This is a genomic window from Cryobacterium cryoconiti (genome assembly GCF_004403065.1).
GTDB lineage: Bacteria > Actinomycetota > Actinomycetes > Actinomycetales > Microbacteriaceae > Cryobacterium > Cryobacterium cryoconiti.
On sequence record NZ_SOHA01000004.1, the window covers coordinates 1 to 22,440 of the forward strand.

Sequence of the window (22,440 nt, forward strand, 5' to 3'; positions counted from 1 at the left end):
CCCCGGCACCCGCTCCCGCGGCGCCGGCCCCGGCAGCACCGGCAGCCGCGTCCCCCGCCCCTGCAGCTCCCGCTGCGCCCGCCCCTCGGGCGCCGGCTGCACCTGCTGCACCGAGCGCCAGTGCGGTCGACACGGCCCTGTCGTTCGCCACCCAGCAGCTCGGCGATCGGTATGTGCTGGGCGGCTCCGGGCCGAACCAGTGGGACTGTTCCGGGCTGACCAAGGCCGCCTACGCGGCGGCGGGCATCTACATCGGGTCGCATTCGGCCACCAACCAGTACCGCACCATGGCCAACCAGGGTCGGCTGGTGCCCTTCAGCCAGGCGCAGCGTGGCGACCTCGTCTTCTGGGGTGGCGGCGGCGACTACTACCACGTGGCGCTCTACGTGGGCGGCGGCAAGATCCTCGAGGCCCCGAACCCGTCCGCGCCCGTGCGCATCCACAGCATCTGGTCTGCCGGAGACGTTGCGCCCTACGTGGGTCGCCCCTCCGGCTGACCTCGGTCTGCGAAATCGGTCGCCGAGCGGTGAGAAAAGCCCCTTCCCGGACTCCGGGAAGGGGCTTTTCTCACGGCTCGGCGATGTGGATCGCCGGACCGGGGGGTGAGAGAGCCTAGTGGCCCTCCTCCGCCAGTTTCGTGATGCCGTCACGCACGATCTGGTCGGCCTCAGCGGCGTCGCCCCAGCCCTCGGTCTTGACCCACTTGCCGGGTTCGAGGTCTTTGTAGTGCTCGAAGAAGTGCTCGATCTCCTTGCGGGTGTACTCCGGGATGTCGGTGACGTCCTGGATGTAGTCCCAGCGCGGGTCGCCCGCGGGAACGGCGATGACCTTGGCGTCTGAGCCGCCGTCATCCGTCATGTTGAACACGCCGACCGGGCGGACCGACAGGCCGACACCGGGGAACAGCGGGAATTCGATCAGGACGAGCACGTCGACGGGATCACCGTCGAGCCCGAGGGTGTTCTCGAAGAAGCCGTAGTCGGTCGGGTATACGAAACTCGTGTAGAGCACCCGGTCCAGGTACACCCGCCCGGTCTCGTGATCGACTTCGTACTTGTTGCGGCTCCCGCGAGGGATTTCAATTACTGCGTCGTATGCGGCCATGGCCTGGTCTCTCCCTTGTTCACAGTCTGCGGATAACGTTACTGGATGGAGTCACCACGCCGCCCGAGGTTAACCCCGGCCATTGCCGATGTGCGCCGGCACGTGCGTGCCCTGCTGCCCGGGGCAGGACCGCTCACGCCCGGCGTGCAGCCGGGCGTGCTGGTACTCGTCGGTCTCAGTGGGGGAGCGGACTCGCTCGCCCTGGCTGCCGCCACGGCTTTCGAGGCGCCGCGCGCCGGGCTCCGCGCCGGGGCGGTCATCGTCGACCACGCGCTGCAGGACGGCTCGGCGCGGGTCGCGGCCGAGGCGGCCCGGCAAGCGGCCGAGCTCGGCCTCGACCCGGTGCTGGTGCTGCGCGTCACGGTTGAGCACGGCACGGATGCCGGCGGTCCGGAGGCCTCCGCCCGCACCGCCCGCTATGCCGCCTTCGACCGGGCGCAGAGCGAAACCGGCGCGAGCCACATCCTGCTCGGTCACACCCTTGACGACCAGGCCGAGACCGTGCTGCTCGGCCTCGCCCGAGGATCGGGGCCCACGAGCCTGCAGGGCATGTCGCCGGCCGGGGGGCCGATCCTGCGGCCGTTGCTGGGCATCCGTCGCTCCCAGACCCGGCAGTTCTGCGTCGACGTAGGCCTGCACCCGTGGCAGGACCCGCACAACGACGACCCGCGATTCGCCCGGGTGCGGGTGCGCCAGACCGTGCTGCCCGTGCTCGAGCGGGAGCTCGGCCCGGGCGTCGCCGACGCGCTCGTGCGCACGGCCGCGCAGCTGCGGGAGGACTCGAGCGCCCTCGACGACCTGGCCCGAGACCTGAGTGAGCAGCTCACCGAGCACCTCCATGATCACCGGGGCGAACCTGCGGGACCCGGTATCCGGTTGGAAGCGAACCGGCTCGCGGGGAAACCGCCCGCGGTGCGTCAACGGATCGTTCGGTTCGCGCTCGAGCGCGAGTTCGGGGTGACCCTGGAACGGGTGCACACGCTCGCGGTGCTGCGACTGGTCAGCGACTGGCACGGGCAGAAGCCGCTCGACCTGCCAGGCGTTAGAGTTGTACGGCAGGACGGCTGGTTGATTTTCACCGCGCCCGGACCTGCCCCGAGCAAAGGACCCTCCCGCTCCCATGGAACCCCGCGACATTGAAGGCGACCTCACCGAGATTCTGATCGAGGAGGAGCAGATCCGCACCCGGCTCGCCGAGCTGTGCCGCCTGATCGAGGCAGACTACGCCGGCAAGGACCTGCTCCTGGTGGGCGTGCTCAAGGGCGCGGTCATGGTCATGGCCGATCTGGCGCGAGAGCTCGTGCACCCGATCACGATGGACTGGATGGCGGTCAGCTCCTACGGCTCCGGCACGCAGTCCAGTGGTGTCGTGCGCATCCTGAAGGACCTCGACACCGACCTGCACGGCCGCAACGTGCTCATCGTCGAGGACATCATCGATTCCGGCCTGACCCTCTCCTGGCTCCTGTCGAACCTGAAGTCGCGCGGGCCGGAATCCGTTGAAATCTGCGCCCTGCTCCGCAAGCCGGATGCCGCGCGCGTCGACATCGACGTGAAGTACCTCGGTTTCGACATCCCGAACCAGTTCGTGGTCGGCTACGGCCTCGACTTCGACGAGCGCTACCGCAACCTGCGCTCGGTCGGCGTGCTCGCCCCGCACATTTACAGCTGACCTTCGTAGCGCTTTGGGCGAACACACGGTCTTCCTGCAGCGGCGTCACGATAACCTGTCACCACGATGAAGGTCAAGAAACTACTGCGCGGACCGCTCCTCTACATTCTGCTGGCGATTGTTGCCGTGTGGGTAGGGTCGAGTCTCATAACCATGTCGGGATTCAAAGAGATTCCCACCCAACAGGGGCTCGAGTTCCTCAAGGACGGCAAGGTCTCCGAGGCCAAGATCGTCGACGGCGAGCAACGCGTCGACCTCACTTTGATCAAGGCGGATGAAGAACTCGGCAAGCAGGTGCAGTTCTTCTACGTCACACCGCGTGGCGAAGAGGTCATCACGGCCGTCACCAACGCGAGCCCGAAGGACGGCTTCACCGACGAGGTGCCGCAGTCGAGCTGGTTCCTGTCGCTCCTCGGCATCCTGCTGCCGCTCCTTCTGATCGGCGCGTTCTTCTGGTTCATGCTGGCCGGCATGCAGGGCGGCGGCAACAAGGTCATGCAGTTCGGCAAATCCAAGGCCAAGCTGGTCTCCAAGGAAAGCCCCCAGGTGACATTCGCGGATGTCGCGGGCTCCGACGAGGCCATCGAGGAGCTCGAGGAGATCAAGGACTTCCTCAAGGAACCGGCGAAGTTCCAGGCTGTCGGCGCGCGCATCCCGAAGGGTGTGCTGCTGTACGGCCCTCCCGGAACCGGAAAGACGCTCCTCGCCCGTGCCGTGGCCGGCGAGGCCAATGTGCCCTTCTACGCCATCTCGGGTTCCGACTTCGTTGAAATGTTCGTGGGTGTGGGCGCGAGCCGCGTGCGCGACCTGTTCCAGCAGGCCAAGGAAAACGCCCCGGCCATCATCTTCATCGATGAGATCGATGCCGTCGGCCGTCACCGTGGCGCCGGCATGGGCGGTGGGCATGACGAACGCGAGCAGACCCTCAACCAGCTGCTGGTCGAGATGGACGGCTTCGACGTCAAGGCCAACGTGATCCTGATCGCAGCCACCAACCGTCCCGACATCCTCGACCCGGCGCTGCTGCGCCCGGGTCGCTTTGACCGCCAGATCGGCGTGGACGCTCCCGATATGCTCGGCCGCAAGCGCATCCTCGAGGTGCACTCCAAGGGCAAGCCCATGGCCGCCGGCGTCGACCTCGAGGTTCTGGCGCGCAAGACGCCGGGCTTCACCGGAGCCGACCTGGCCAACGTGCTCAACGAGGCCGCCCTGCTCACCGCACGCTCCAACGCGCAGCTGATCGACAACCGCGCACTCGACGAGGCTGTCGATCGGGTGATGGCCGGACCGCAGCGCCGCAGCCGCGTCATGCGCGACAAGGAAAAGCTCATCACCGCATACCACGAGGGTGGGCACGCGCTCGTGGCGACCGCGATGCGCAACACCGACCCGGTGACCAAGATCACGATCCTTCCGCGTGGCCGCGCCCTCGGCTACACGATGGTCATGCCTGTCGAGGACCGTTACTCGGTCACCCGCAACGAGCTGCTCGACCAACTCGCCTATGCCATGGGCGGCCGGGTGGCGGAGGAGATCATCTTCCACGACCCCACCACCGGCGCCTCGAACGACATCGAGAAGGCCACGTCCACGGCTCGCAAGATGGTCACCGAATTCGGCATGAGTTCGGCCGTCGGCCCTCTCAAGCTCGGCCAGGGTTCCGGCGAGGTCTTCCTCGGCCGTGACATGGGCCACCAGCGCGACTACTCCGAGCGGGTCGCCGAGAGCGTCGACGCCGAGGTGCGCCAGTTGCTCGAAGACGCGCACGATGAGGCCTACCAGGTGCTGAATGCGAACCGGGGCATTCTCGACGAACTCGCCGCCGCCCTCCTCGAGCACGAGACGCTCGACCAGCACGCGCTGGCCGAACTGTTCACGAGGGTCGTCAAGCTGCCCGTGCGGCCGCAGTGGCTGTCCAGCGACAAGCGTCCGGTCTCCGACCTGCCGCCCATCGCAATGCCGGCCCCCAAGCCGTCGATCGAGAGCGGAGTGGCCGACGGCGACTCCGCCGGGGCACCGGCGAGCGCGCCGACCCACGCGCCGGCGCGCACTCCTCGTCCCGCCACCGCGTAGGGCAGGGCACGGGGTGGCAGTTGACAGGCCGCGGATCGAAGCCGCGGTCGCCGAGATCCTCGCCGCGATCGGCGAGGATCCCGCCCGTCCGGGTCTCAAGGGCACGGGGCGCCGGGTGGCCGAGGCCTACGCCGAATTCTTCGCCGGGGTGCACGTCGACCCCGTCGACCACCTGCGCGACACCATCCCGGTGGGCCCGCACACGGGTGAGCTGGTGCTGCTGCGCGGCGTCGCCTTCCGCTCCGTCTGCGAACACCACCTGCTGCCCTTCCTCGGCGTCGCCCACCTGGCCTACGTGCCGGGCGAGCGGGTCGTGGGCCTCGGCAAGCTTCCGGCCGTCGTCGACACCGTCGCCGCCCGGCCACAGCTGCAGGAACGACTGACCGAGGAGATCGCCGAGGCGCTGCAGACCGGTCTTCAACCGCTCGGGGTTCTGGTCGTGCTGGATGCCGTTCACGGTTGCGTGACCGCCCGCGGGCCGCGCCAGACCGGCAGCTCCACCGTGACCGTGGCCAGCCGAGGCACCCTCTCGGAGCCGCTCATGCGCGCCGAGATCATGGCCCTGATCGGCTCCGGCCGGTGAAGCGGCCGCAGACCCTGATCATGGGGGTGCTCAACGTCACCCCGGATTCCTTCAGCGACGGCGGCAAGTGGGCGTCCACGGATGCCGCCATCGGCCACGCCCTCGACCTGTACGCCCAGGGCGCGGATCTGATCGACGTGGGCGGGGAGTCCACGCGCCCGGGCGCCGGCCGGGTCGCACCCGTCGAGGAGGCATCCCGGGTGATCCCGGTGATCACCGAGCTCGCCCGGCAGGGCCTCACGATCAGTGTCGACACCCTCAACGCGAGCACGGCGGCCGCGGCCGCCGCCGCCGGGGCCCGCATCATCAACGACGTCTCCGGTGGTCTGGCCGACCCTCTGATGGCATCCGTCGCCGCCCGGAGCGGGCTGACCTACGTGGCCATGCACTGGCGTGCGCACGCGAAGGAGATGGACGACCTCGCCGTCTACGGCGACGTCGTCGCCGAGGTGCGGGACGAGCTGTCCGCGCGGGTTGACGCGCTCGCGGCGGCCGGACTGCCGCGGGAACGAGTCGTGCTCGATCCGGGGCTCGGCTTCTCCAAGCTGCCCGAGCACAATTGGGCCCTGCTGGCCCACCTGGCGGCATTCACGGACCTCGGGCTGCCGGTCATGGTGGGGGCCTCCCGCAAGCGGTTCCTCGCTGTGGCGCTTCCGACCGACGCGCCGCTCGCCGACCGTGACCTGCCCAGTGCCGTGGTCAGCGTGCTGGCCGCCCAGGCCGGCGCCTGGGCGGTGCGCGTGCACGACGTAGCGGCGACGCGCACGGCTCTCAACGTGCTGGCGTTGGCGGACTCCGCCAGAATGGGACCATGAGAAGCGACTCGATCACGCTCACCGGCCTGCGCGTCAACGCCCATCACGGCGTCTACGACTTCGAGCGGGAGAACGGTCAGGACTTCGTGATCGACGTCACGGTCTGGCTCGACCTGCAGCGCGCCGCCGCGAGCGATGACGTCGCCCAGACCATCCACTACGGCGAGCTCGCCGTCGAGGTGACGGATGCCGCCCGGCACAACCCGGTCGACCTGATCGAAACCGTGGCCGAGCGCATCGCCGCCGTGGTGCTCGCGCACGACGCGGCCGAGAAGGTGCAGGTGACCGTGCACAAGCCGCAGGCGCCGATCTCCGTGCCGTTCACGGATGTCGCGGTGCAGATCGTGCGGACGCGCGCATGACCAGCCCGACCCCTCAGCCGGCGGTGCTCGCCCTCGGCAGCAACCTCGGCGACCGCCTGGTCATCCTGGCCGCGGCGATCACCGCGCTGGAGCAGGTACCCGGGCTGGAACTGACCGGGGTCTCCCCGGTCTACGAGTCCGCCGCGGTGAAGCTCGGCGGCGTCGACGACGACGCGCCCCGGTATCTGAACCTGGTGGTGGGCATCCGGTACACCGGCGACCCGCACACCCTGCTCGCTGCGGTGAACGCCATCGAGAACGAGCACGGCCGGGTGCGCGCCGAGCGCTGGGGCGACCGCACGCTCGACATCGACATCGTGGTGTTCGGCGGGCTCGAACTGCACGATGCCCGCCTCGACGTGCCGCATCCGAGGGCCTTCGAGCGCGACTTCGTGCTCGCGCCCTGGCTGGACCTCGACCCGGAGGCCGTGCTGCCGGGCCGAGGCACCGTGCGCGCGCTGCTCGCGGCGATCGGCAGCACGGTGTCGCCGCACCCGGTTGCGCTGAGTCTGGGTGGCAGTCGGTGAAACGCACGCAGCCGACCCCCGTGATCGCGCTGGGCCTGCTCGGTCTGGTCATCGGCTTCCTGCTCGAAGTGACCGCTGTCGCCGGCGGCTCGGCGATGATCCTGCCGCCGGTCACCCTGCCGATCGCCCTGGTCGCCATCGGCGTCGGCGTGCTGCTGCTGGCCCGGCCGATCCGTCAGGCCACCCGCGGCACCGCACGGAGGCACGTCAACCCGTTCCTGGCCATGCGGGTGGCGCTGCTGGCGAAGGCGTCGGCGCTCAGCGGCGCGCTCGTGCTGGGCGGCGGGCTCGGGATCGTGCTCTACATCCTGACCCGGTCGGTCACACCGGCGGTAACATCGTTATGGCCTGCACTCGGGACGGCGGTGGGTGCCGCGATCCTGCTGACACTGGGGCTGGTGGCCGAGCATTTCTGCACGCTGCCCCCGGATGACGACGATAAAGAGCAGGGAGAAGTGCGTGCCTGACACCGCCGAGCGACTGGACCTTTCCAACGTGGGCGAATGGAAGCGCGTCTCGCCGCGTTACGTCGTGGTCGAAACCGTCGGCACGATCGTCTTCGGGCTGGTGCTCACCGGTGCCGCCGCCGCGCTGTGGCTGCTGGCCAACGTGCAGTGGGCTCTCTACGTGATGGGGGCGATCGTCGTGATCACCGCCGCCACGGTCGCCTTCGAACCCCGCCGGGTACGGGCCATCGGTTACCAGCTGCGGCAGGACGACCTGCTCTTCCGCCGCGGCATCATGTTCACCCGGTTCGTGTCCGTTCCCTACGGCCGCATGCAGCTGGTCGACATCACGCGCGGTCCGATCGCGCGGTGGCTGGGGCTGGCCGACCTCAAATTCGTGACCGCCGCGGCCTCGTCCGGTGTACTCATCCCCGGACTCGCCGAAGCCGACGCGGAGAGCCTGCGCGACCGGCTGGTAGAGCTGGCCGAGAGCCGTCGGGCCGGACTGTGACCACGCTCGCCGACGGGGAATGGCATCGGCTGCACCCGGCCAGCCCCCTGTTGCGCGGCGGGATCTTCATCGTCGCGGTGCTCGGCTTCATCATCACCAACCTGCGCGAGCGGTTCGTCGAGGTGTTCTTCGGGGTGCCGCGTTACGGCGGGGACCCGGTCGACGAGATCCTCGAGCGCGGCGCCGTCGGCTGGGCGCTGCTCGCCGTCGCCGTCGTTCTCCTGCTGATCCTTGCCGTGTTCTACCTCTCCTGGCGCATGCACACCTTCCGGGTCACCGCGGAGGTCGTAGAGGTGCGCAGCGGGATGCTGTTCCGCAGCAACCGCCGGGCCCGGGTCGACCGCATCCAGGGTGTGAACATCGTGCGCCCGCTCATCCCACGCCTGTTCGGCGCCGCCAAGCTCGAGGTCAGCGTGGCCGGCCAGGATGCCAACGTGCAACTGGCCTACCTCGGATCGTCCCTGGCCGACCAACTGCGCCGCGACATCCTTCGCCTGGCATCCGGACTGCGGCAGCCGGCACCGACGCCCCCGACCGCTGCGACCGACCCGGACGGCGCCCTGACCCCGGACGCAGCCCTGGCCCCGAACGGTCTCGTGCTCGCACCCGCCGCCGGTGCCTCCTTCTCTCCGGCAACCGCCGTCGCCGACCGGGCGCGGGATTTCTTCGCGCCCGAGCTGGACCCCGACGCTGCCCCGCCGGAATCGGTGGTGCGCATTCCGCCCGGCCGGCTGATCGGATCCGTCATTCTCAGTGGGTTCACGGTCTTCGTCGTGCTCGCCGGAATCGCGATGATCGTCAGTGTGATCGCCGGCGTCAGCGACTGGTTGCTCGTGGCCTTCATCCCCACCCTGATCGCCAGCGTCAGTTTCTACTTCACCCGTGTGACCAAGTCGCTGCGGTACAGCATCGCCGGCACGCCCGATGGGGTGCGGGTGGGCTTCGGTCTGCTCACCACGAGCAATGAAACCCTGCCTCCGGGCCGGATCCACGCGATCGGCGTCTCGCAGCCGCTCCTGTGGCGTCCGTCCGGCTGGTGGCAGGTGCGCATCAACACGGCCGGCCACTCCAGCACCAAGGGTGCCGCCGGCGAAGCCAACACCACCATCCTCCCGGTGGGCACGCTCGCCGACGTCGCCCGGGTGCTCGAGCTGATCCTGCCCGGATTCGACTCGGAGGAACAGCAGGCCCTGATCGAACGGGGCCTCCGCTCGAAGGGCGGCATCGACGGCTTCACGAACGCGCCGCGCCGGGCGGCCTGGCTGCATCCGTTCTCGTGGCGCCGCACCGGCTACACCGTCTCGAACGGCATCGCCCTGCTTCGCCGCGGAGTGATCTCGCGCGAGCTGGTGCTGGTGCCGCTGGCCCGGTTGCAGAGTGTCGCCATCTCGCAGGGCCCACTGACCCGGATGCTCCGCCTCGCCTCCGCCCGGCTGCACACCGTCGCCGGGCCGGTCTCCGCCGACCTCGGGGTGGTGGACGCCGCCGAGGCCCCGGTGCTCTTCGACCGGATCTCGTCCGGGGCCATCTCGTCGGCCCGGGCGGACACAAGCCACCACTGGAACCAACCTGACGGAGTGACGGAATGACGCAGCGCCCCGGACGTCTCGGAATCGGCATCATCGGTGCCGGCCGGGTCGGTCCCATCCTCGGTGCCGCCCTCGCAGGTGCCGGCCACGCGATCGTCGGGATCTCCGCCATCTCGCAGTCCAGCCGTGACCGGGCCGAGGCGATCCTGCCTCAGGTGCCCATCCTCACCGTTCCCGAGATCGTCGAGCGCAGCGAGCTGGTCATCATCGCTGTTCCTGACGCGCAGCTCGAGAGCCTCGTGAGCGGGCTCGCAGCCACCGGAACCTGGCAGGCCGGGCAGCTCGTGCTGCACACCTCGGCTCGATACGGCACGGCGGTGCTCGCACCGGCACAGGCCGGCGGCGCGATCCCGCTGGCCATCCACCCGGCCATGAGTTTCACGGGCACCAGCATCGACCTGGCCCGCCTCGCCGACAGCTACTTCGCGGTGACGGCGCCAACACCGGTGCTGCCGATCGGGCAGGCTCTCGTCGTGGAGATGGGCGGTGAGCCCGTGATCGTCGCGGAGGCCGACCGGGCCGGCTACGCCGAAGCCGTGGAGACCGCCACGGCGTTCTCCACGTCGATCGTGGAGCAGGCCACGGGACTGCTGGCGGGCATCGGTATCGAGCATCCGGGAGCGGTGATCGCGCCACTGATGCGCTCCGCCATGGAGAACGCGCTGGCCCGCACCAGTCCCGACCGCCTCGACCTCTCGCAGCTCGACGCGCTCGACCCGCTCGACACCCGCGAGCCGCGCGACCAGGACGATTTCGACGAATGACACAACCGCAACACACCGGAGGACGAGTGAACGTGCTCACCAAACCAGAAGTCATCGGCACCATCGAGGAACTGCGGAGCCGCCTGATCGACGCGCAGAGTCGCATCGAGAGCGAGCGTGCCGGGCGCGGCGACGACGCGGGCGGCACGCCCCGCATCGTGCTGGTCCCGACCATGGGCGCCCTGCACGCCGGACACCTGACCCTGGTGCGTCGGGCCCGCAGCCTGGGCGAGATCGTGGTGGTGTCGATTTTCGTCAACCCGCTGCAGTTCGGCGCCGGAGAAGACCTCGGCACCTATCCGCGCACCCTCGATGCTGACGTCGCCGCCCTGGCCGCCGAGGGCGTTCCGTTCGTTTTCGCCCCGACCAGCCAGGTGATGTATCCCGACGGTGACGCCTCCACCCGGGTGACCGCCGGCACCGTCGGGAGCCTCTTCGAGGGAGCCGCGCGCCCCGGGCACTTCGACGGCATGCTGACGGTCGTCGCGAAGCTGTTCAACATCGTCGGTCCCGACGTGGCCGTCTTCGGCCAGAAAGACGCGCAGCAGGTGTTCCTGGTCGAACGGATGCTGGCTGACCTCGACTTCCGAACCCGCATCGAGGTCGTCCCGATCGTGCGCGAAGACGGCGGACTCGCCCTGTCCAGCCGCAATCGCGCTCTCGAACCTGACCAGCGCGCCGCCGCCCGGGCGCTGTCCGCGGGGCTTGCGGACGCGGCCTCCGTCGCCGGTCAGGGAGCCGAGGTCGCGCTGCAGGTCGCTCACGCGCGGATCGACGCCGAACCGCTGGTTAAACTGGACTATCTCGTTGTCGTCGACCCCCGGACCTTCCTTCCGGTCCGGGCCCTGCATCACGGCCCGGCTCGCATGCTGGTCGCCGCGCTGGTCGGTCACACCCGGCTGATCGACAACGTGGCCCTGGAACTTCCCTAGGACGCACCACCAGCCGCACCTGTCACCACCACGTCGTCACACCCCTTTATGAGCAAGCGCGGGAGCGCCGGGCACCGCCCGGCCGCCACCTGCCACGGAGAACCGCATGAGCGAGCAGCAGAACCCAGAACCCACCGAGGACGAGACCAACGAGCAGAAGGCCGTGCGTCTGGCCAAGCGTGACCGGCTGAACGCCGCGGCGACCAGCCCCGCCGGCGGCGCCTACCCGGTGTCCGTGCCCGTCACCGATACGATCCCGGCCGTACGCGCACAGTTCGGCGACCTCGAAGCGGATGCCGTCACCGGGGTCACGGTCGGCCTCGCCGGCCGCGTGGTGCACCTCCGCAACACCGGCAAGCTCTGCTTCGCCAGCCTGCAGTCCGGCGACGGCAGCCGGATCCAGGCCATGATCTCCCTCGGTGAGGTGGGGGAGGAGTCCCTCGCCGACTGGAAGGACCTGGTCGACCTCGGTGACCACCTCTTCGTCTCCGGTGAGGTGATCTCCTCCCGCCGCGGCGAGCTCTCCATCATGGCGACGGAGTGGCAGGTCGCCGCGAAAGCGCTGCTGCCGCTGCCGAACCTGCACACCGAGCTCAGCGAGGAGACCCGCGTGCGCAGCCGGTACCTCGACCTGATCAACCGCGAGCAGGCCCGCCGCAGCGTGATCCAGCGCTCGCAGACCGTCGCGAGCCTGCGTCGCACTTTCACTGAGCGCAACTTCATCGAGATCGAGACGCCGATGCTGCAGGTCATGCACGGCGGCGCATCCGCTCGCCCGTTCACGACCCACTCCAACGCCTTCGACACCGACCTCTACCTGCGGATCGCGCCGGAACTGTTCCTCAAGCGCGCCGTCGTCGGCGGCATCGACCGGGTCTACGAGATCAACCGCAACTTCCGCAACGAGGGCGCCGACTCCACCCACTCGCCCGAGTTCGCCATGCTGGAGGCCTACGAGGCCTACGGCGACTACAACTCGATCGCCGACCTCACCCAGACCCTGATCCAGGATGCCGCGCTCGCCATCGCCGGCTCGCACGTGGTGACCTGGGCCGACGGCACCGAATTCGACCTGGGCGGCGACTGGGACCGCATCGGCATGTACGACAGCCTGTCCGCGGCTGTCGGCTACGAGATTTCGCCGGCCACCCCGCTGGCCGAGCTGAAGGTGCTCGCCGACACGGAGGGCCTCGACATCGACCACCCCATCCACGGCAAGTACGTCGAGGAGCTGTGGGAGCACTTCGTCAAGGGTGGCCTGACCCGCCCCACCTTCGTGATGGACTTCCCGATCGACACCAGCCCCCTCGTGCGCGGCCACCGGAAGATCGCCGGTGTGGTTGAGAAATGGGACCTGTACGTGCGCGGCTTCGAACTGGCCACCGGCTATTCCGAGCTCGTCGACCCGGTCATTCAGCGGGAGCGTTTCGTCGAGCAGGCCCGTCTCGCCGCCGGCGGCGACCCGGAGGCCATGCGTCTCGACGAGGAATTCCTGCGGGCCCTCGAATACGGGATGCCGCCCACCGGCGGCATGGGCATGGGCATCGACCGTCTGTTGATGGCACTGTCCGGGCTGGGCATCCGGGAGACCATCCTGTTCCCGCTGGTGAAATAATCGCGGTATGAGTTCCGAGCCTCCCCGCGAGCCCGCGCCGGGCGAAGCCGAGCCCGGCGTGCCGGCCCGACGCGCCCGCCGTCGCCCGACCCTGCTGGAACTCTCGATCTGGGTGGGCGTCGCGGGAACCGGGATCTACGCCATCGGCACCGGCATCGCGGGGATGCTGGACAAGTAGCACCGCGCCCCGCCCGCCGTTTTCCCGTATCGTTGGAGACATCATGGACAACTTCTGGGTCAGCGCTTTCTGGTCGCTCCTGCCCACCGTCGCGGTCGGGCTCATCTTCTGGATTGTGATGCGTTCCATCGTGCGGGCCGACCGCACGGAGCGGAAGGTTTACGCCCGGATCGAGGCGGAAGAACGCGCCAAGCTCGGGCTCGACAAACCGGTCACCTAGCACCCGATGTTCGGCATCGACATCTCGACCGTCATCCTGGTGATTGCCCTGGTGGTCGATTTCACCATCCGTGTGGTGGCCATCATCGTCGTTCCCCGCAACAGACGGCCCACCTCGGGCATGGCCTGGCTGCTCGCCATCTTCTTCCTGCCGTATATCGGAGCGCTGCTCTTCCTGCTGATCGGCTACCGCACCCTGCCGAAGAAGCGGTTGGAGATGCAGGAGGAGATCAACCAGTTCATCCTCGACAGCACCGAGGGGATCGAGCAGGTGCGCCGCGACCACCCCTGGCCGCCGTGGCTCGATTCCGTCGTCGAACTCAACCGCAACCTGGGGTCGATGCCCCTGGTCGGCGGCAATCAGGCTCGGCTGCTCGGCGACTACGAGAGCACGTTCGCCGAGATGGTGACCGACATCGACCGGGCGCGCAACTTCGTGCACGTCGAGTTCTACATCCTCTCTCTGGATCCGACCACCGCGCCGTTCTTCGATTCCCTCGAGAACGCCGTCAAGCGCGGCGTCACGGTGCGGGTGCTGATGGACCACATCCAGTCGATGCGCAAACCCGGCTACCGCGAAACCCTGCGACGACTCACCGACTCCGGCGTGAAGTGGGAGTTGCTCCTGCCGCTGCAGCCGCTCAAGGGCAAGTGGCAGCGACCTGACCTGCGCAACCACCGTAAGGTGCTGGTGATCGATGGCACGGTCGGCTACATGGGGTCGCAGAACGTCATCGACCGCACGTACAACATGCCCAGGAACATCCGTCGCGGCCTGAAGTGGAAAGACCTGATGACCCGGGTCGAGGGGCCGATCGTGTCGGGTCTCAACGCGATCTTCATCACCGACTGGTACAGCGAGACCAACGACTTGCTCACCCGGGACATCCAGCCCGTGCCGACCGACATCGCGCCGCACTCCCTGGACTGTCAGGTCGTGCCCAGCGGGCCCGGCTTCGAGGGTGAGAACAACCTGCGCCTGTTCCTCGCATTGCTCTACTACGCCCAGGAACGCATCGTCATCACCAGCCCGTATTTCGTGCCTGATGAGTCGATCATGTACGCCATCACGACGGCCACCCAGCGGGGGCTGCACGTGGAGCTGTTCGTCTCAGAGGTCGGCGATCAGGCCCTCGTGCACCACGCGCAACGCTCGTACTACGAGGAACTGCTGCGGGCGGGCGTGAAGATCTACCTCTACAAGGCGCCCTACGTGCTGCACGCCAAGCACTTCACGATCGACGATGAGGTGGCCGTGATCGGGTCGAGCAACATGGACATGCGGTCATTCAGTCTCAACTTCGAGGTGTCGATGATGGTGCGTGGCCGTTCCTTCGTGAAGCAGCTGCGGGAGGTCGAAGACGGCTACCGGGCTGACAGCCGCGAGCTCACCCTGGAGGAGTGGATGAAGCAGCCGCTGCGCTCCACGGTGCTCGACAACCTCGCCCGGCTGACCTCCGCCGTGCAGTAGCCCACACGGACCAAAGCCGTCGTCTCGCCGGGCATCGGTGGTCGAGCCTGTCGAGACCGTGTCACACCCGCACGTAGGCCCAACCCGTGAACTGCCGCGCCGCCAGGTGGGCGACGGCCGCCGGCACGACGCCGACGCCACCCCGCAACCGGCCGGCTTCCATCCCGGCCGATCGCAGGCTGTTGGTACAGGCCACAACCTGGACGGGCCCGCCATCCAGTGCGGCCAAGTGAGGCTCGAGCACCGATCCGGCCGTCAGAAAACTGACGCACGGCCCCTGGATCACGAGCTCGACGATGACGTGCGGCAACTGTTCCCGGGCGTTGAGGGCCATACGGATGCCGGCCTGGATGCTCGCCGCATCGGCGCCGCTGACGTGGAGGAGCAGTCCGGTGTCGTTCCTGCGAGCGCTCACGGCCGGGCGATCGGCTCTGCCGGCTGCCCCTGGTCGGCCTGATCCGGATCCGCCGGTCGGCGGCCGCGCAGGAAGGAGATCACGCCGACGACCATCAGCACGCCGATCGCCAGCAGGCCGAACAGAAGATTGGACATGCCCGATGAGGCATTCAACACGAAGGACTCGGCGGCGAACTGATCGCCGATGGTCAGGATGCCCCCCAGTCCGGCCGTTCCGTCGGTCGCCAGGAGGAGCGCACCGATTCCGATGGAGAGCAAGCCGGAGATGATCAGCAACCACGAGTTCCGCCAGGGTCCGATCTGGACCATCCGGGGCCGAAGCCAGCCTCGCTCCGCGATCCGCAGCCGGTCCCAGACCAGCGCCAGCACGAACAGGGGCACCGTCATTCCGAGCGCGTAGATGGCCAGCAGGACACCGCCGTAGGCGGCGTTTCCGCTCACGGCGGCAACCGTGAGTACCGAGCCGAGGATCGGCCCCGCGCACACCCCGGCAACCCCGTAGACCGATCCCAGGAGGAAGACCGAGGCCGACGAGGTGCCCTCAGCGCCGCCGCCGCGGGAGAACGCCGGCAGCCTGATGCCGAAGAGCTGGACCAGGCCGAGTGCGATGACGAGTGATGCTGCGACGATCACGAATCCGGTTCGGTTCTGAGTCAGGAAGGCCCCGAGCGTGCCGGCGAGAACGCCGATCGGCACCAGAGTGGTGATCAGTCCCAGGTAGAAGAGGCCGGTGCGCGCGAGGAGTTTCGTGGGCGTCGAGAACGCGTAGGCGAAGAACGCGGGGAGGAGCAGGACCGAACAGGGGCTCAGCAGCGTCAGGACGCCGCCGATCAGTGCTCCGGCGTATCCGATATCCATTACGGGGTGGCTTCGGCGAGTTCGCGATCAATGGCCTGGCGGAAGACCTCGACGGGTTGGGCGCCGGAGATGGGAGTGTCGTTCACGAGGAACAGCGGTGTTCCCGTTGCGCCGAACGAGTGAGCCTCGTCGGTGTCTGCGGTTACGGACTCCAGGAACCCCGGGTCGTCCAGGTCGCTCTCGAAGCGAGCCATGTCGGGCACCCCGATGTCCCGGCCGATCTGGAGCAGGCGCTCCCGTGGAAGGTCGAGGTGAGCCCGCTCGGGGGCATCCCGGAACGTCGCCTCGTTGAACTCCCAGAACAAACCCTGCGCCCCGGCCGCCCGGCCCGCAACGGCGGCGTCGATCGACTCCTGGCCGAAGACGGTCAGGTCGCGCCATTCGATGCGCACCTGGCCGGACTGCACGTATTCGTCGACGATGGTCGGGAGCGTGTCTCGGGCGAAGACGGCGCAGAAGGGGCACCGGTAGTCCGAATACTCCACCAGGACGACGGGGGCATCCGTTTCACCGAGTGCCGTCGGGTCCCCGTCAATTCGACGGGACATGTCGATGGTCGGTTCCTCGGCGCCCTGTTCGTCGGCAGCTCCTGTTGTCGCCCCCTGCTGGGCTGCGCCGGTCTGCGCCGCGTACCCGACTCCCAGCACGGCTACAATCGCGACAGCAGCAAGGATGAAGTACAGGCGTCCGCGTCGCCGGGGGGAGCCCGCTGAACGGTTGGTCGGTGGTGCAGTCGCCATGCTTTTTTGCCCTCCAAGGTGCGTGAACGAGACGTTCATAATGTATATACATTTAGCGAGAAAGGACAGCGGTGACAGGACACGCACAGGTAGACGCGCGCGCCGCTGAGCCGGCTTTGCGCAGGCCTCTCTGGGAGAGCATCGGCGCGGACCTCGCGGACCGCGTTGCCAGGGGTGAGTTCACGGACGGGTTTCCCGGTGAACTCGGCCTGGCCGAGGCGTACGGCGTCAGCCGGGGTACGATCCGCAACGCCTTGCGCCCCCTCAGGGAGGCGGGCGTCGTCAGCGCGCAGAGAGGCAAGAAGCCTCGGGCGATCGTGGGTGGCCGGGGGAGCGCTTTCGGCCCCGTCTACAGCCTGTTCGCGTCGGTGCAGGAATCCGGGATGTCGCAGCGCAGCATCGTCCTGGAGCGACGCCTCGTGACCGATCCGGCCATCGCCGCCCGCCTCTCGCTTCCGCCGACCGAGGAGCTGCTCAAGCTGTCCCGCCTGCGTCTCGCCGACGAGGAACCGTTTGCGGTCGATCACGTGTGGCTTCCGGCCGCGCTGGTTCGCCCGCTTCTCGACGTTGACTTCGCCGAAACCGCGCTCTACAAGGAACTCTCGGAACGATGCGGCATCACCGTGGACGGTGGAGTCGAGGAACTGCGCGCCGACACCGCCGCGGCATTGGATGTCGAACGCCTCGGCTGTGCCCTGGGTGCCCCGATGTTCCGCATCCAGCGAATCGGCTACCACCGAGGGGCCGCCGTCGAACTGCGCTGCAGCCATATTCTGGGCGAGCACTATTCCGTGACCGCAACGTTCGGTGAGGGAGTGCCGAGCTCCTAGGCCCGATGCGCCGACAGCGACAGCAAGAGCGAAAGCAAAATCCGGGGCGATCGGGTCACCGGGCCGGCCTGTGCTGTCGGGGTTGATCAGGACAAGGCGGAGAGGGCACCTCGAGCGCGTTTCAGGGAGGAGTCCAGCCCCCACGAGATCGACAGACGCTCCAGCTCGGCACCCTGTTCGGGCGTGCTCGAGCGGATGCGGGCATCGAACGCCGGCAGGGTGAGGTCGCGCACCACATTCACCACGGCCGGGGCCACCGTGAGGTACTGCGCGGCGGCGAGGATCTTCGCGCGCACGGCCGCGCCCAGAGTGGAACTCGGATCGGCGGCGGCCGCCACGATCGCGTTCAGGTCTCCGTAGTCGGCGAGCAGTGACGCCGCGGTCTTCTCACCCACGCCGGCCACGCCGGGCAGCCCGTCCGAGGCGTCGCCGCGCAACGCGGCGAAGTCTGCGTATTGTGCCGGGGTCACGCCGGTCTTGATCGTGAGGGTTGCGTCGGTGAGCACTTCCAGTCGTGCCATACCGCGACCGGTGTAGATCACCCGCACGCCGCGCGAGTCGTCGACGAGTTGAAACAGATCGCGGTCTCCGGTGATCACGTCTACCGGAATGTCGGAGTGTGAGGCGAGGGTGCCGATCACGTCATCGGCTTCGTGGTGGGCGGCGCCGATGATGGGAATTCCCAGAGCGGTGAGCACGTCGCGGATGATCGGAACCTGCGGGCTGAGCAGGTCGGGTACAACCTCGATCGACGAGCCCGCATCCGTTGCCGGCTCCGCGGCCACTCGGTGGGTCTTGTAGGTCGGGATGAGATCAACCCGCCACTGCGGGCGCCAGTCGTCGTCCCAGCAGGCCACGATCTCCGTCGGCGCGAACTCGGTCGCAAGCCGGGCGATCATGTCGAGCAGCCCCCGCACCGCGTTGACCGGCTCGCCACTGGGCGCGCGCACGGTGTCGGGAACACCGTAGAACGCCCGGAAATACAGGGCAGCGGTGTCGAGGAGCATCCGGCGCTCGGGCTGAGTGGTCACGGGGGCATCCTTGCACGATGATCGACCGAGTCGCCACTTCCACTTTCCTGCCAACCGGACTGCTCAGGTCGGCAGGAAAGTGGCTCCGCCGGGGTGGAGTCAGTTGCGCAGCTCGAGGTACTTGCGGATCAGGGCCTTCGTCGACGAGTCCTGGGATTCGAGGGCATCCTCATCGCCGTCGACGGCAGGAGCGATCTGCTGCGCAAGCTGCTTGCCCAGTTCGACACCCCACTGGTCGAAGGAGTCGATGCCCCAGATGATGCCTTCGGTGAACACAATGTGCTCGTAGAGGGCGATCAGCTGGCCGACGACGCTCGGGGTGAGGGCCGGCGCGAGGATGGACGTGGTGGGCCGGTTCCCGCTGAACTCGCGGGCCGGTACGACGGACTCTGTGGTGCCTTCTGCGCGAACCTCAGCGGCCGTTTTTCCGAAGGCGAGAGCCTTGGTCTGGGCGAAGAAGTTCGCCAGGAACAGCGCGTGGACGTCCTGGCCTGGCTCCACAGCGCCACCGTCACCGGTCTTGTCCTTCAGGGCATGGGCCGGATTCGCGACGGCGATGAAGTCCGCCGGGATCAGGCGCGTGCCCTGGTGGATGAGCTGGAAGAAAGCGTGTTGACCATTCGTGCCCGGTTCGCCCCAGAAAATCTCCCCGGTGTCGGTTGTGACCGGTGTGCCGTCCCAACGCACGCTCTTCCCGTTGGATTCCATCGTGAGCTGTTGCAGGTAGGCCGGGAAACGGTGGAGATACTGCGCGTACGGCAGAACGGCGTGGCTCTGGGCCTTGAGGAAGTTGGAGTACCAGACGTTGAGGAGGCCCATCAGGACGGGAACGTTCCGCTCGAGGGGGGCGGTTCGCATGTGCTCATCGATGGCGTGGAAGCCGGACAGGAATTCGCGCCAGTTGTCGGGGCCGATGGCGATGATCACGGACGTACCGATGGCGGAGCAGATCGAGAAGCGACCGCCGACCCAGTCCCAGAATCCGAAGACGTTCTCGGGATCGATTCCGAAGGCTGCGACCTTGTCCAGAGCGGTGGAAACGGCGACGAAGTGCTTGGTGACGGCGTCGTCCCGCGCAGCGTCTGAATCATCGATGGCGCCCGAGCTGAGCAGCCGGGCCCAGAGCCACTCTCGTGCCAAACGGGCGTTCGTGAGCGTCTCGAGCGTGCCGAACGTCTTCGATGCAACGATGAAGAGGGTGGTCTCCGGGTCCAGGTCCGCCGTCTTCTCGTAGACGTCGACGGGGTCGATGTTCGAGATGAAGCGGCACTCCAGGCCTGCCTGCACGTACGGTTTCAAAGCCTCGTAGACCATCACGGGGCCGAGGTCGGAACCGCCGATCCCGATGTTGACGATCGTCGTGATTCGTTTGCCGGTCACGCCGGTCCAGGCGCCGGACCGTACCTTGTCCGCGAACCCGTAAACCTTGTCGAGTGTGGCGTGAACGTCGGCGTCGACATCCTGACCGTCGACGACGAACCCCGTCGGCGGCACGAGGTCGGCGCCGTCCTTCGGGCGGCGCAGCGCAGTGTGGAGAACAGCGCGGTCTTCGGTCACGTTGATGTGTTCGCCGGCGAGCATGGCCTGGAACCTGTCGGCGACGCCGATCTCCGTCGCGAGTTGCACGAGGTGAGTCAGGATCTCGTCGGTCAGGAGATTCTTCGATAGATCAACGGTGAGGTCGGCCGCTTGAAAGGTGAATCGATCGGCTCGTGCTGCGTCGGAATCGAACCAACCGCGGAGATCAGGAGAAAAGCCCTCGGCGAGGCCGGCGAGCTGACCCCAGGCTTCGGTGGCGGTGGGATCAACGGGGGCGGATTCGATCATGATTTCTCCTGGATACCGGAATAACACTGTGCCCGCGACTCCCGCAGCACAGCGAGGCGAACCGCTCTCAAGGCTACTGCTCACCGCCGTGTCACCGCTCGCTGAGAGACTAGAGCTGTCACGCACAACCGAGGCCATCCGCCCCAGTCAGGAACGCACATGCTCACACCAGCCCCATCGTCGATATGACCTCGGGCGACGGCAACGTCTCCGAGGACAAGTTCGCTCGAGCGGCGCCGGAGGCCGTGCACGCCGGATTCCCCTCTCCGGCCGCCGGCTACTACGACGGACCCGTCGATCTGAATCGCCACCTGATCCAGGATCCGACGGCAACGTTCATTGTGCGTGTCAGTGGGGACAGCATGACGGGCGCCGGCATCTTCGACGGCGATGAAATCATCGTCGACCGTTCCCTCGACGCCCGCGACGGCAGTGTCGTCGTTGCTGTTGTCGACAGCGAACTCACCATCAAACGGCTCCGGATCGATGAGTCGGGCATCCGTCTGGTTCCAGAGAACCCGGCGTACCCCGACATCGTCCTCGGGGAGATGAGCGAACTCACCATCTGGGGCGTCGTCACCCGGTGCCTGCACCGTGTCTGACCTGCCCTCGATCGCGATCGTCGACGCCAACAACTTCTACGTCTCCTGCGAGCGCATCTTCGATCCACGACTCGAGGGCAAACCGGTTGTCGTCTTGTCGAACAATGACGGATGCGTCGTCGCGCGCTCCCAGGAGGCCAAGGCACTCGGCATCGACATGGCGTCGCCGTGGCACAGCATCGCCGCCGAAGCCACCGCCCAGGGCGTCATCGCCCGGTCCAGCAACTACGAGCTCTACGGCGACCTGTCCGCGCGAACCGTGGAACTGCTCGGCCGCTACACCTCGTCTCAAGAGGTGTATTCGATCGACGAGAGCTTCATCCGCCTCACAGGCACCCCGCCGCAGGTGTCGGCGATCGCCCGTGAGATTCGCATCGCCACGAGGAAACTGATCGGTCTCCCGGTCAGCATCGGGATCGCACCGAGCAAGACCCTGGCCAAACTGGCCAATCGCGGCTCGAAGACCGCTCCGGCGCTTCTCGGAGTCTGCAACCTCGCGGCCTACTCGCCCGCCCAACTGACCTCAATCCTGCAGTCCGTCGAGGTCGGCCAGGTCTGGGGTATCGGAGGTCGCACGGCGAAAAAACTGATCGGCCTCGGCGTGTACACCGCAGCCGCACTTCGGGATGCGGACGCGGCGGGCATCCGGAGACGTTTCGGGGTCGTCCAGGAGCGGGTTGTTCAAGAACTCCGCGGTATCGACTGTCTGCCGCTGGAGGAGGTGCATGCCGACCGGGAGCAGATCCAGTTCTCCCGCTCATTCGCGATACCGATCAGCACAGTCCCGGAACTCCAGGAGGTCCTGTCCGTTTATACGCAGCGAGCTTCAGCCCGGCTGCGCCGGCAGAACTCCCTCGCCCGTCTCATGCGGTGTTATGCGTCAACCTCGCCCTTCCAGGACGAGCACGTGACTCATGCCGTCTCCCTCGCGTTTCCCGACCCCACCGACGATCCGGTCGTAATATACCGGGCTGCACTCACCGCCCTCGGTCCGCAACTGCAAGCGCACCGGCAGTACGTGCGCGTGGGGGTGAGCCTGCACGAGTTCTCCTCGCGAGACACCCATGCCGCCCTCGACATCTTCGACACCAACCCCGCTCCCTTCGCCGCCGGAGACGTGCTGGACTCCATCACCGCGAAGTACGGTCAGGAAACCCTGGGGCTCGGCCTGGCCGGGTTCAAGAGCAACCGGGCCTGGACCATGCGGCGGAACATGGTCTCACCCCGAGCGACCACGCACTGGGATGAGTTGGCCACCGTCTTCGCCCACTGAC

26 protein-coding genes are annotated in these 22,440 nt (G+C 67.8%); 20 read left to right on the forward strand and 6 right to left on the reverse strand.

Annotated features, from left to right (window positions below; genetic code table 11):
- The coding region (locus E3T49_RS01180) for a C40 family peptidase (protein ID WP_166785437.1) at positions 1-497 on the forward strand (497 nt) is incomplete at its 5' end.
- A 115-nt stretch (positions 498-612) separates the two neighbouring features.
- Here the strand turns inward: E3T49_RS01180 and E3T49_RS01185 are convergent.
- Positions 613-1,104, reverse strand: a complete 492-nt coding sequence (locus E3T49_RS01185) for an inorganic diphosphatase (protein WP_134422709.1) — start codon at positions 1,102-1,104, stop codon at positions 613-615.
- Positions 1,105-1,149: 45 nt separating this feature from the next.
- On the opposite strand from E3T49_RS01185, the gene tilS reads away from it, so the two are divergent.
- The 16 genes from tilS (at position 1,150) to cls (ending at position 14,861) form a co-directional block, all read left to right on the forward strand.
- The gene (gene tilS / locus E3T49_RS01190) at positions 1,150-2,244 is read left to right on the forward strand and encodes a tRNA lysidine(34) synthetase TilS (RefSeq protein ID WP_134422711.1); all 1,095 of its coding nucleotides are present in this window, start codon (positions 1,150-1,152) and stop codon (positions 2,242-2,244) included.
- Entirely contained in the window at positions 2,225-2,776 is a 552-nt protein-coding gene (gene hpt / locus E3T49_RS01195) for a hypoxanthine phosphoribosyltransferase (protein WP_104169606.1), read from the forward strand. The genes tilS and hpt overlap by 20 nt, the downstream gene beginning before the upstream one ends.
- Before the next feature lie 66 nt (positions 2,777-2,842).
- Positions 2,843-4,849 carry an ATP-dependent zinc metalloprotease FtsH gene (gene ftsH, locus E3T49_RS01200; RefSeq protein WP_134422713.1) on the forward strand — a complete coding sequence of 669 codons (2,007 nt, stop codon included), beginning with the start codon at positions 2,843-2,845 and terminating at the stop codon, positions 4,847-4,849.
- A 13-nt stretch (positions 4,850-4,862) separates the two neighbouring features.
- A complete protein-coding gene (gene folE / locus E3T49_RS01205; RefSeq protein ID WP_134422715.1) occupies positions 4,863-5,432 on the forward strand; it encodes a GTP cyclohydrolase I in 570 nt (189 codons plus the stop codon).
- Positions 5,433-5,452: 20 nt separating this feature from the next.
- The gene (folP, locus tag E3T49_RS01210) at positions 5,453-6,247 is read left to right on the forward strand and encodes a dihydropteroate synthase (RefSeq protein ID WP_134422771.1); all 795 of its coding nucleotides are present in this window, start codon (positions 5,453-5,455) and stop codon (positions 6,245-6,247) included.
- Positions 6,244-6,609 (forward strand): dihydroneopterin aldolase, encoded by a 366-nt coding sequence (gene folB, locus E3T49_RS01215; RefSeq protein WP_134422717.1) that lies wholly within the window; start codon positions 6,244-6,246, stop codon positions 6,607-6,609. The genes folP and folB overlap by 4 nt, the downstream gene beginning before the upstream one ends.
- Positions 6,606-7,136: a 2-amino-4-hydroxy-6-hydroxymethyldihydropteridine diphosphokinase gene (gene folK / locus E3T49_RS01220; protein WP_134422719.1), complete on the forward strand. Its 531-nt coding sequence runs from the start codon at positions 6,606-6,608 to the stop codon at positions 7,134-7,136. The genes folB and folK overlap by 4 nt, the downstream gene beginning before the upstream one ends.
- Positions 7,133-7,603, forward strand: coding sequence for a DUF3180 domain-containing protein (locus tag E3T49_RS01225; protein ID WP_134422721.1), 471 nt, complete (start codon positions 7,133-7,135; stop codon positions 7,601-7,603). Before folK ends, E3T49_RS01225 begins: the two co-directional genes overlap by 4 nt.
- Positions 7,596-8,093, forward strand: a complete 498-nt coding sequence (locus E3T49_RS01230) for a PH domain-containing protein (RefSeq protein WP_241972575.1) — start codon at positions 7,596-7,598, stop codon at positions 8,091-8,093. The genes E3T49_RS01225 and E3T49_RS01230 overlap by 8 nt, the downstream gene beginning before the upstream one ends.
- The gene (locus E3T49_RS01235; protein WP_134422725.1) at positions 8,090-9,682 is read left to right on the forward strand and encodes a PH domain-containing protein; all 1,593 of its coding nucleotides are present in this window, start codon (positions 8,090-8,092) and stop codon (positions 9,680-9,682) included. The genes E3T49_RS01230 and E3T49_RS01235 overlap by 4 nt, the downstream gene beginning before the upstream one ends.
- Complete coding sequence (locus E3T49_RS01240) at positions 9,679-10,446, forward strand: Rossmann-like and DUF2520 domain-containing protein (protein WP_134422727.1); 768 nt, start codon at positions 9,679-9,681, stop codon at positions 10,444-10,446. Before E3T49_RS01235 ends, E3T49_RS01240 begins: the two co-directional genes overlap by 4 nt.
- 32 nt (positions 10,447-10,478) lie before the next feature.
- Entirely contained in the window at positions 10,479-11,378 is a 900-nt protein-coding gene (panC, locus tag E3T49_RS01245; RefSeq protein ID WP_241972576.1) for a pantoate--beta-alanine ligase, read from the forward strand.
- A gap of 106 nt (positions 11,379-11,484) precedes the next feature.
- The gene (gene lysS, locus E3T49_RS01250; RefSeq protein WP_134422731.1) at positions 11,485-12,993 is read left to right on the forward strand and encodes a lysine--tRNA ligase; all 1,509 of its coding nucleotides are present in this window, start codon (positions 11,485-11,487) and stop codon (positions 12,991-12,993) included.
- A 7-nt stretch (positions 12,994-13,000) separates the two neighbouring features.
- On the forward strand, positions 13,001-13,171 hold the full coding sequence (locus E3T49_RS16055; protein ID WP_166785438.1) for a hypothetical protein: 171 nt from the start codon (positions 13,001-13,003) through the stop codon (positions 13,169-13,171).
- Between the two features lie 43 nt (positions 13,172-13,214).
- A complete protein-coding gene (locus E3T49_RS16060) occupies positions 13,215-13,391 on the forward strand; it encodes a hypothetical protein (RefSeq protein WP_166785439.1) in 177 nt (58 codons plus the stop codon).
- Positions 13,392-13,397: 6 nt separating this feature from the next.
- Complete coding sequence (cls, locus tag E3T49_RS01255) at positions 13,398-14,861, forward strand: cardiolipin synthase (protein ID WP_134422733.1); 1,464 nt, start codon at positions 13,398-13,400, stop codon at positions 14,859-14,861.
- A gap of 61 nt (positions 14,862-14,922) precedes the next feature.
- On the opposite strand, the gene E3T49_RS01260 is transcribed toward cls, so the two are convergent.
- Genes E3T49_RS01260 through E3T49_RS01270 form a run of 3 tightly spaced genes read right to left on the reverse strand, consistent with a single transcriptional unit; the run spans position 14,923 to position 16,876 of the window.
- Entirely contained in the window at positions 14,923-15,276 is a 354-nt protein-coding gene (locus E3T49_RS01260) for a DsrE family protein (protein ID WP_134422735.1), read from the reverse strand.
- Positions 15,273-16,136, reverse strand: coding sequence for a cytochrome c biogenesis CcdA family protein (locus tag E3T49_RS01265; protein ID WP_134422737.1), 864 nt, complete (start codon positions 16,134-16,136; stop codon positions 15,273-15,275). The genes E3T49_RS01260 and E3T49_RS01265 overlap by 4 nt, the downstream gene beginning before the upstream one ends.
- On the reverse strand, positions 16,136-16,876 hold the full coding sequence (locus tag E3T49_RS01270) for a DsbA family protein (protein ID WP_134422739.1): 741 nt from the start codon (positions 16,874-16,876) through the stop codon (positions 16,136-16,138). The genes E3T49_RS01265 and E3T49_RS01270 overlap by 1 nt, the downstream gene beginning before the upstream one ends.
- A gap of 71 nt (positions 16,877-16,947) precedes the next feature.
- On the opposite strand from E3T49_RS01270, the gene E3T49_RS01275 reads away from it, so the two are divergent.
- A complete protein-coding gene (locus tag E3T49_RS01275; RefSeq protein WP_241972577.1) occupies positions 16,948-17,706 on the forward strand; it encodes a GntR family transcriptional regulator in 759 nt (252 codons plus the stop codon).
- 86 nt (positions 17,707-17,792) lie between these two features.
- Here the strand turns inward: E3T49_RS01275 and E3T49_RS01280 are convergent, their stop codons facing one another.
- Together E3T49_RS01280 and pgi are read right to left on the reverse strand one after the other, a co-directional pair.
- Complete coding sequence (locus tag E3T49_RS01280) at positions 17,793-18,713, reverse strand: 5'-3' exonuclease (RefSeq protein WP_134422775.1); 921 nt, start codon at positions 18,711-18,713, stop codon at positions 17,793-17,795.
- Positions 18,714-18,836: 123 nt separating this feature from the next.
- Positions 18,837-20,564 (reverse strand): glucose-6-phosphate isomerase, encoded by a 1,728-nt coding sequence (gene pgi, locus E3T49_RS01285; RefSeq protein ID WP_134422741.1) that lies wholly within the window; start codon positions 20,562-20,564, stop codon positions 18,837-18,839.
- 185 nt (positions 20,565-20,749) lie between these two features.
- Between pgi and E3T49_RS01290 the strand changes: the two genes are divergently transcribed.
- Positions 20,750-21,166, forward strand: a complete 417-nt coding sequence (locus E3T49_RS01290; RefSeq protein WP_134422743.1) for a LexA family protein — start codon at positions 20,750-20,752, stop codon at positions 21,164-21,166.
- A complete protein-coding gene (locus E3T49_RS01295) occupies positions 21,159-22,439 on the forward strand; it encodes a Y-family DNA polymerase (protein WP_134422745.1) in 1,281 nt (426 codons plus the stop codon). Before E3T49_RS01290 ends, E3T49_RS01295 begins: the two co-directional genes overlap by 8 nt.
- The last annotated feature ends 1 nt before the right edge of the window (position 22,440 follow it).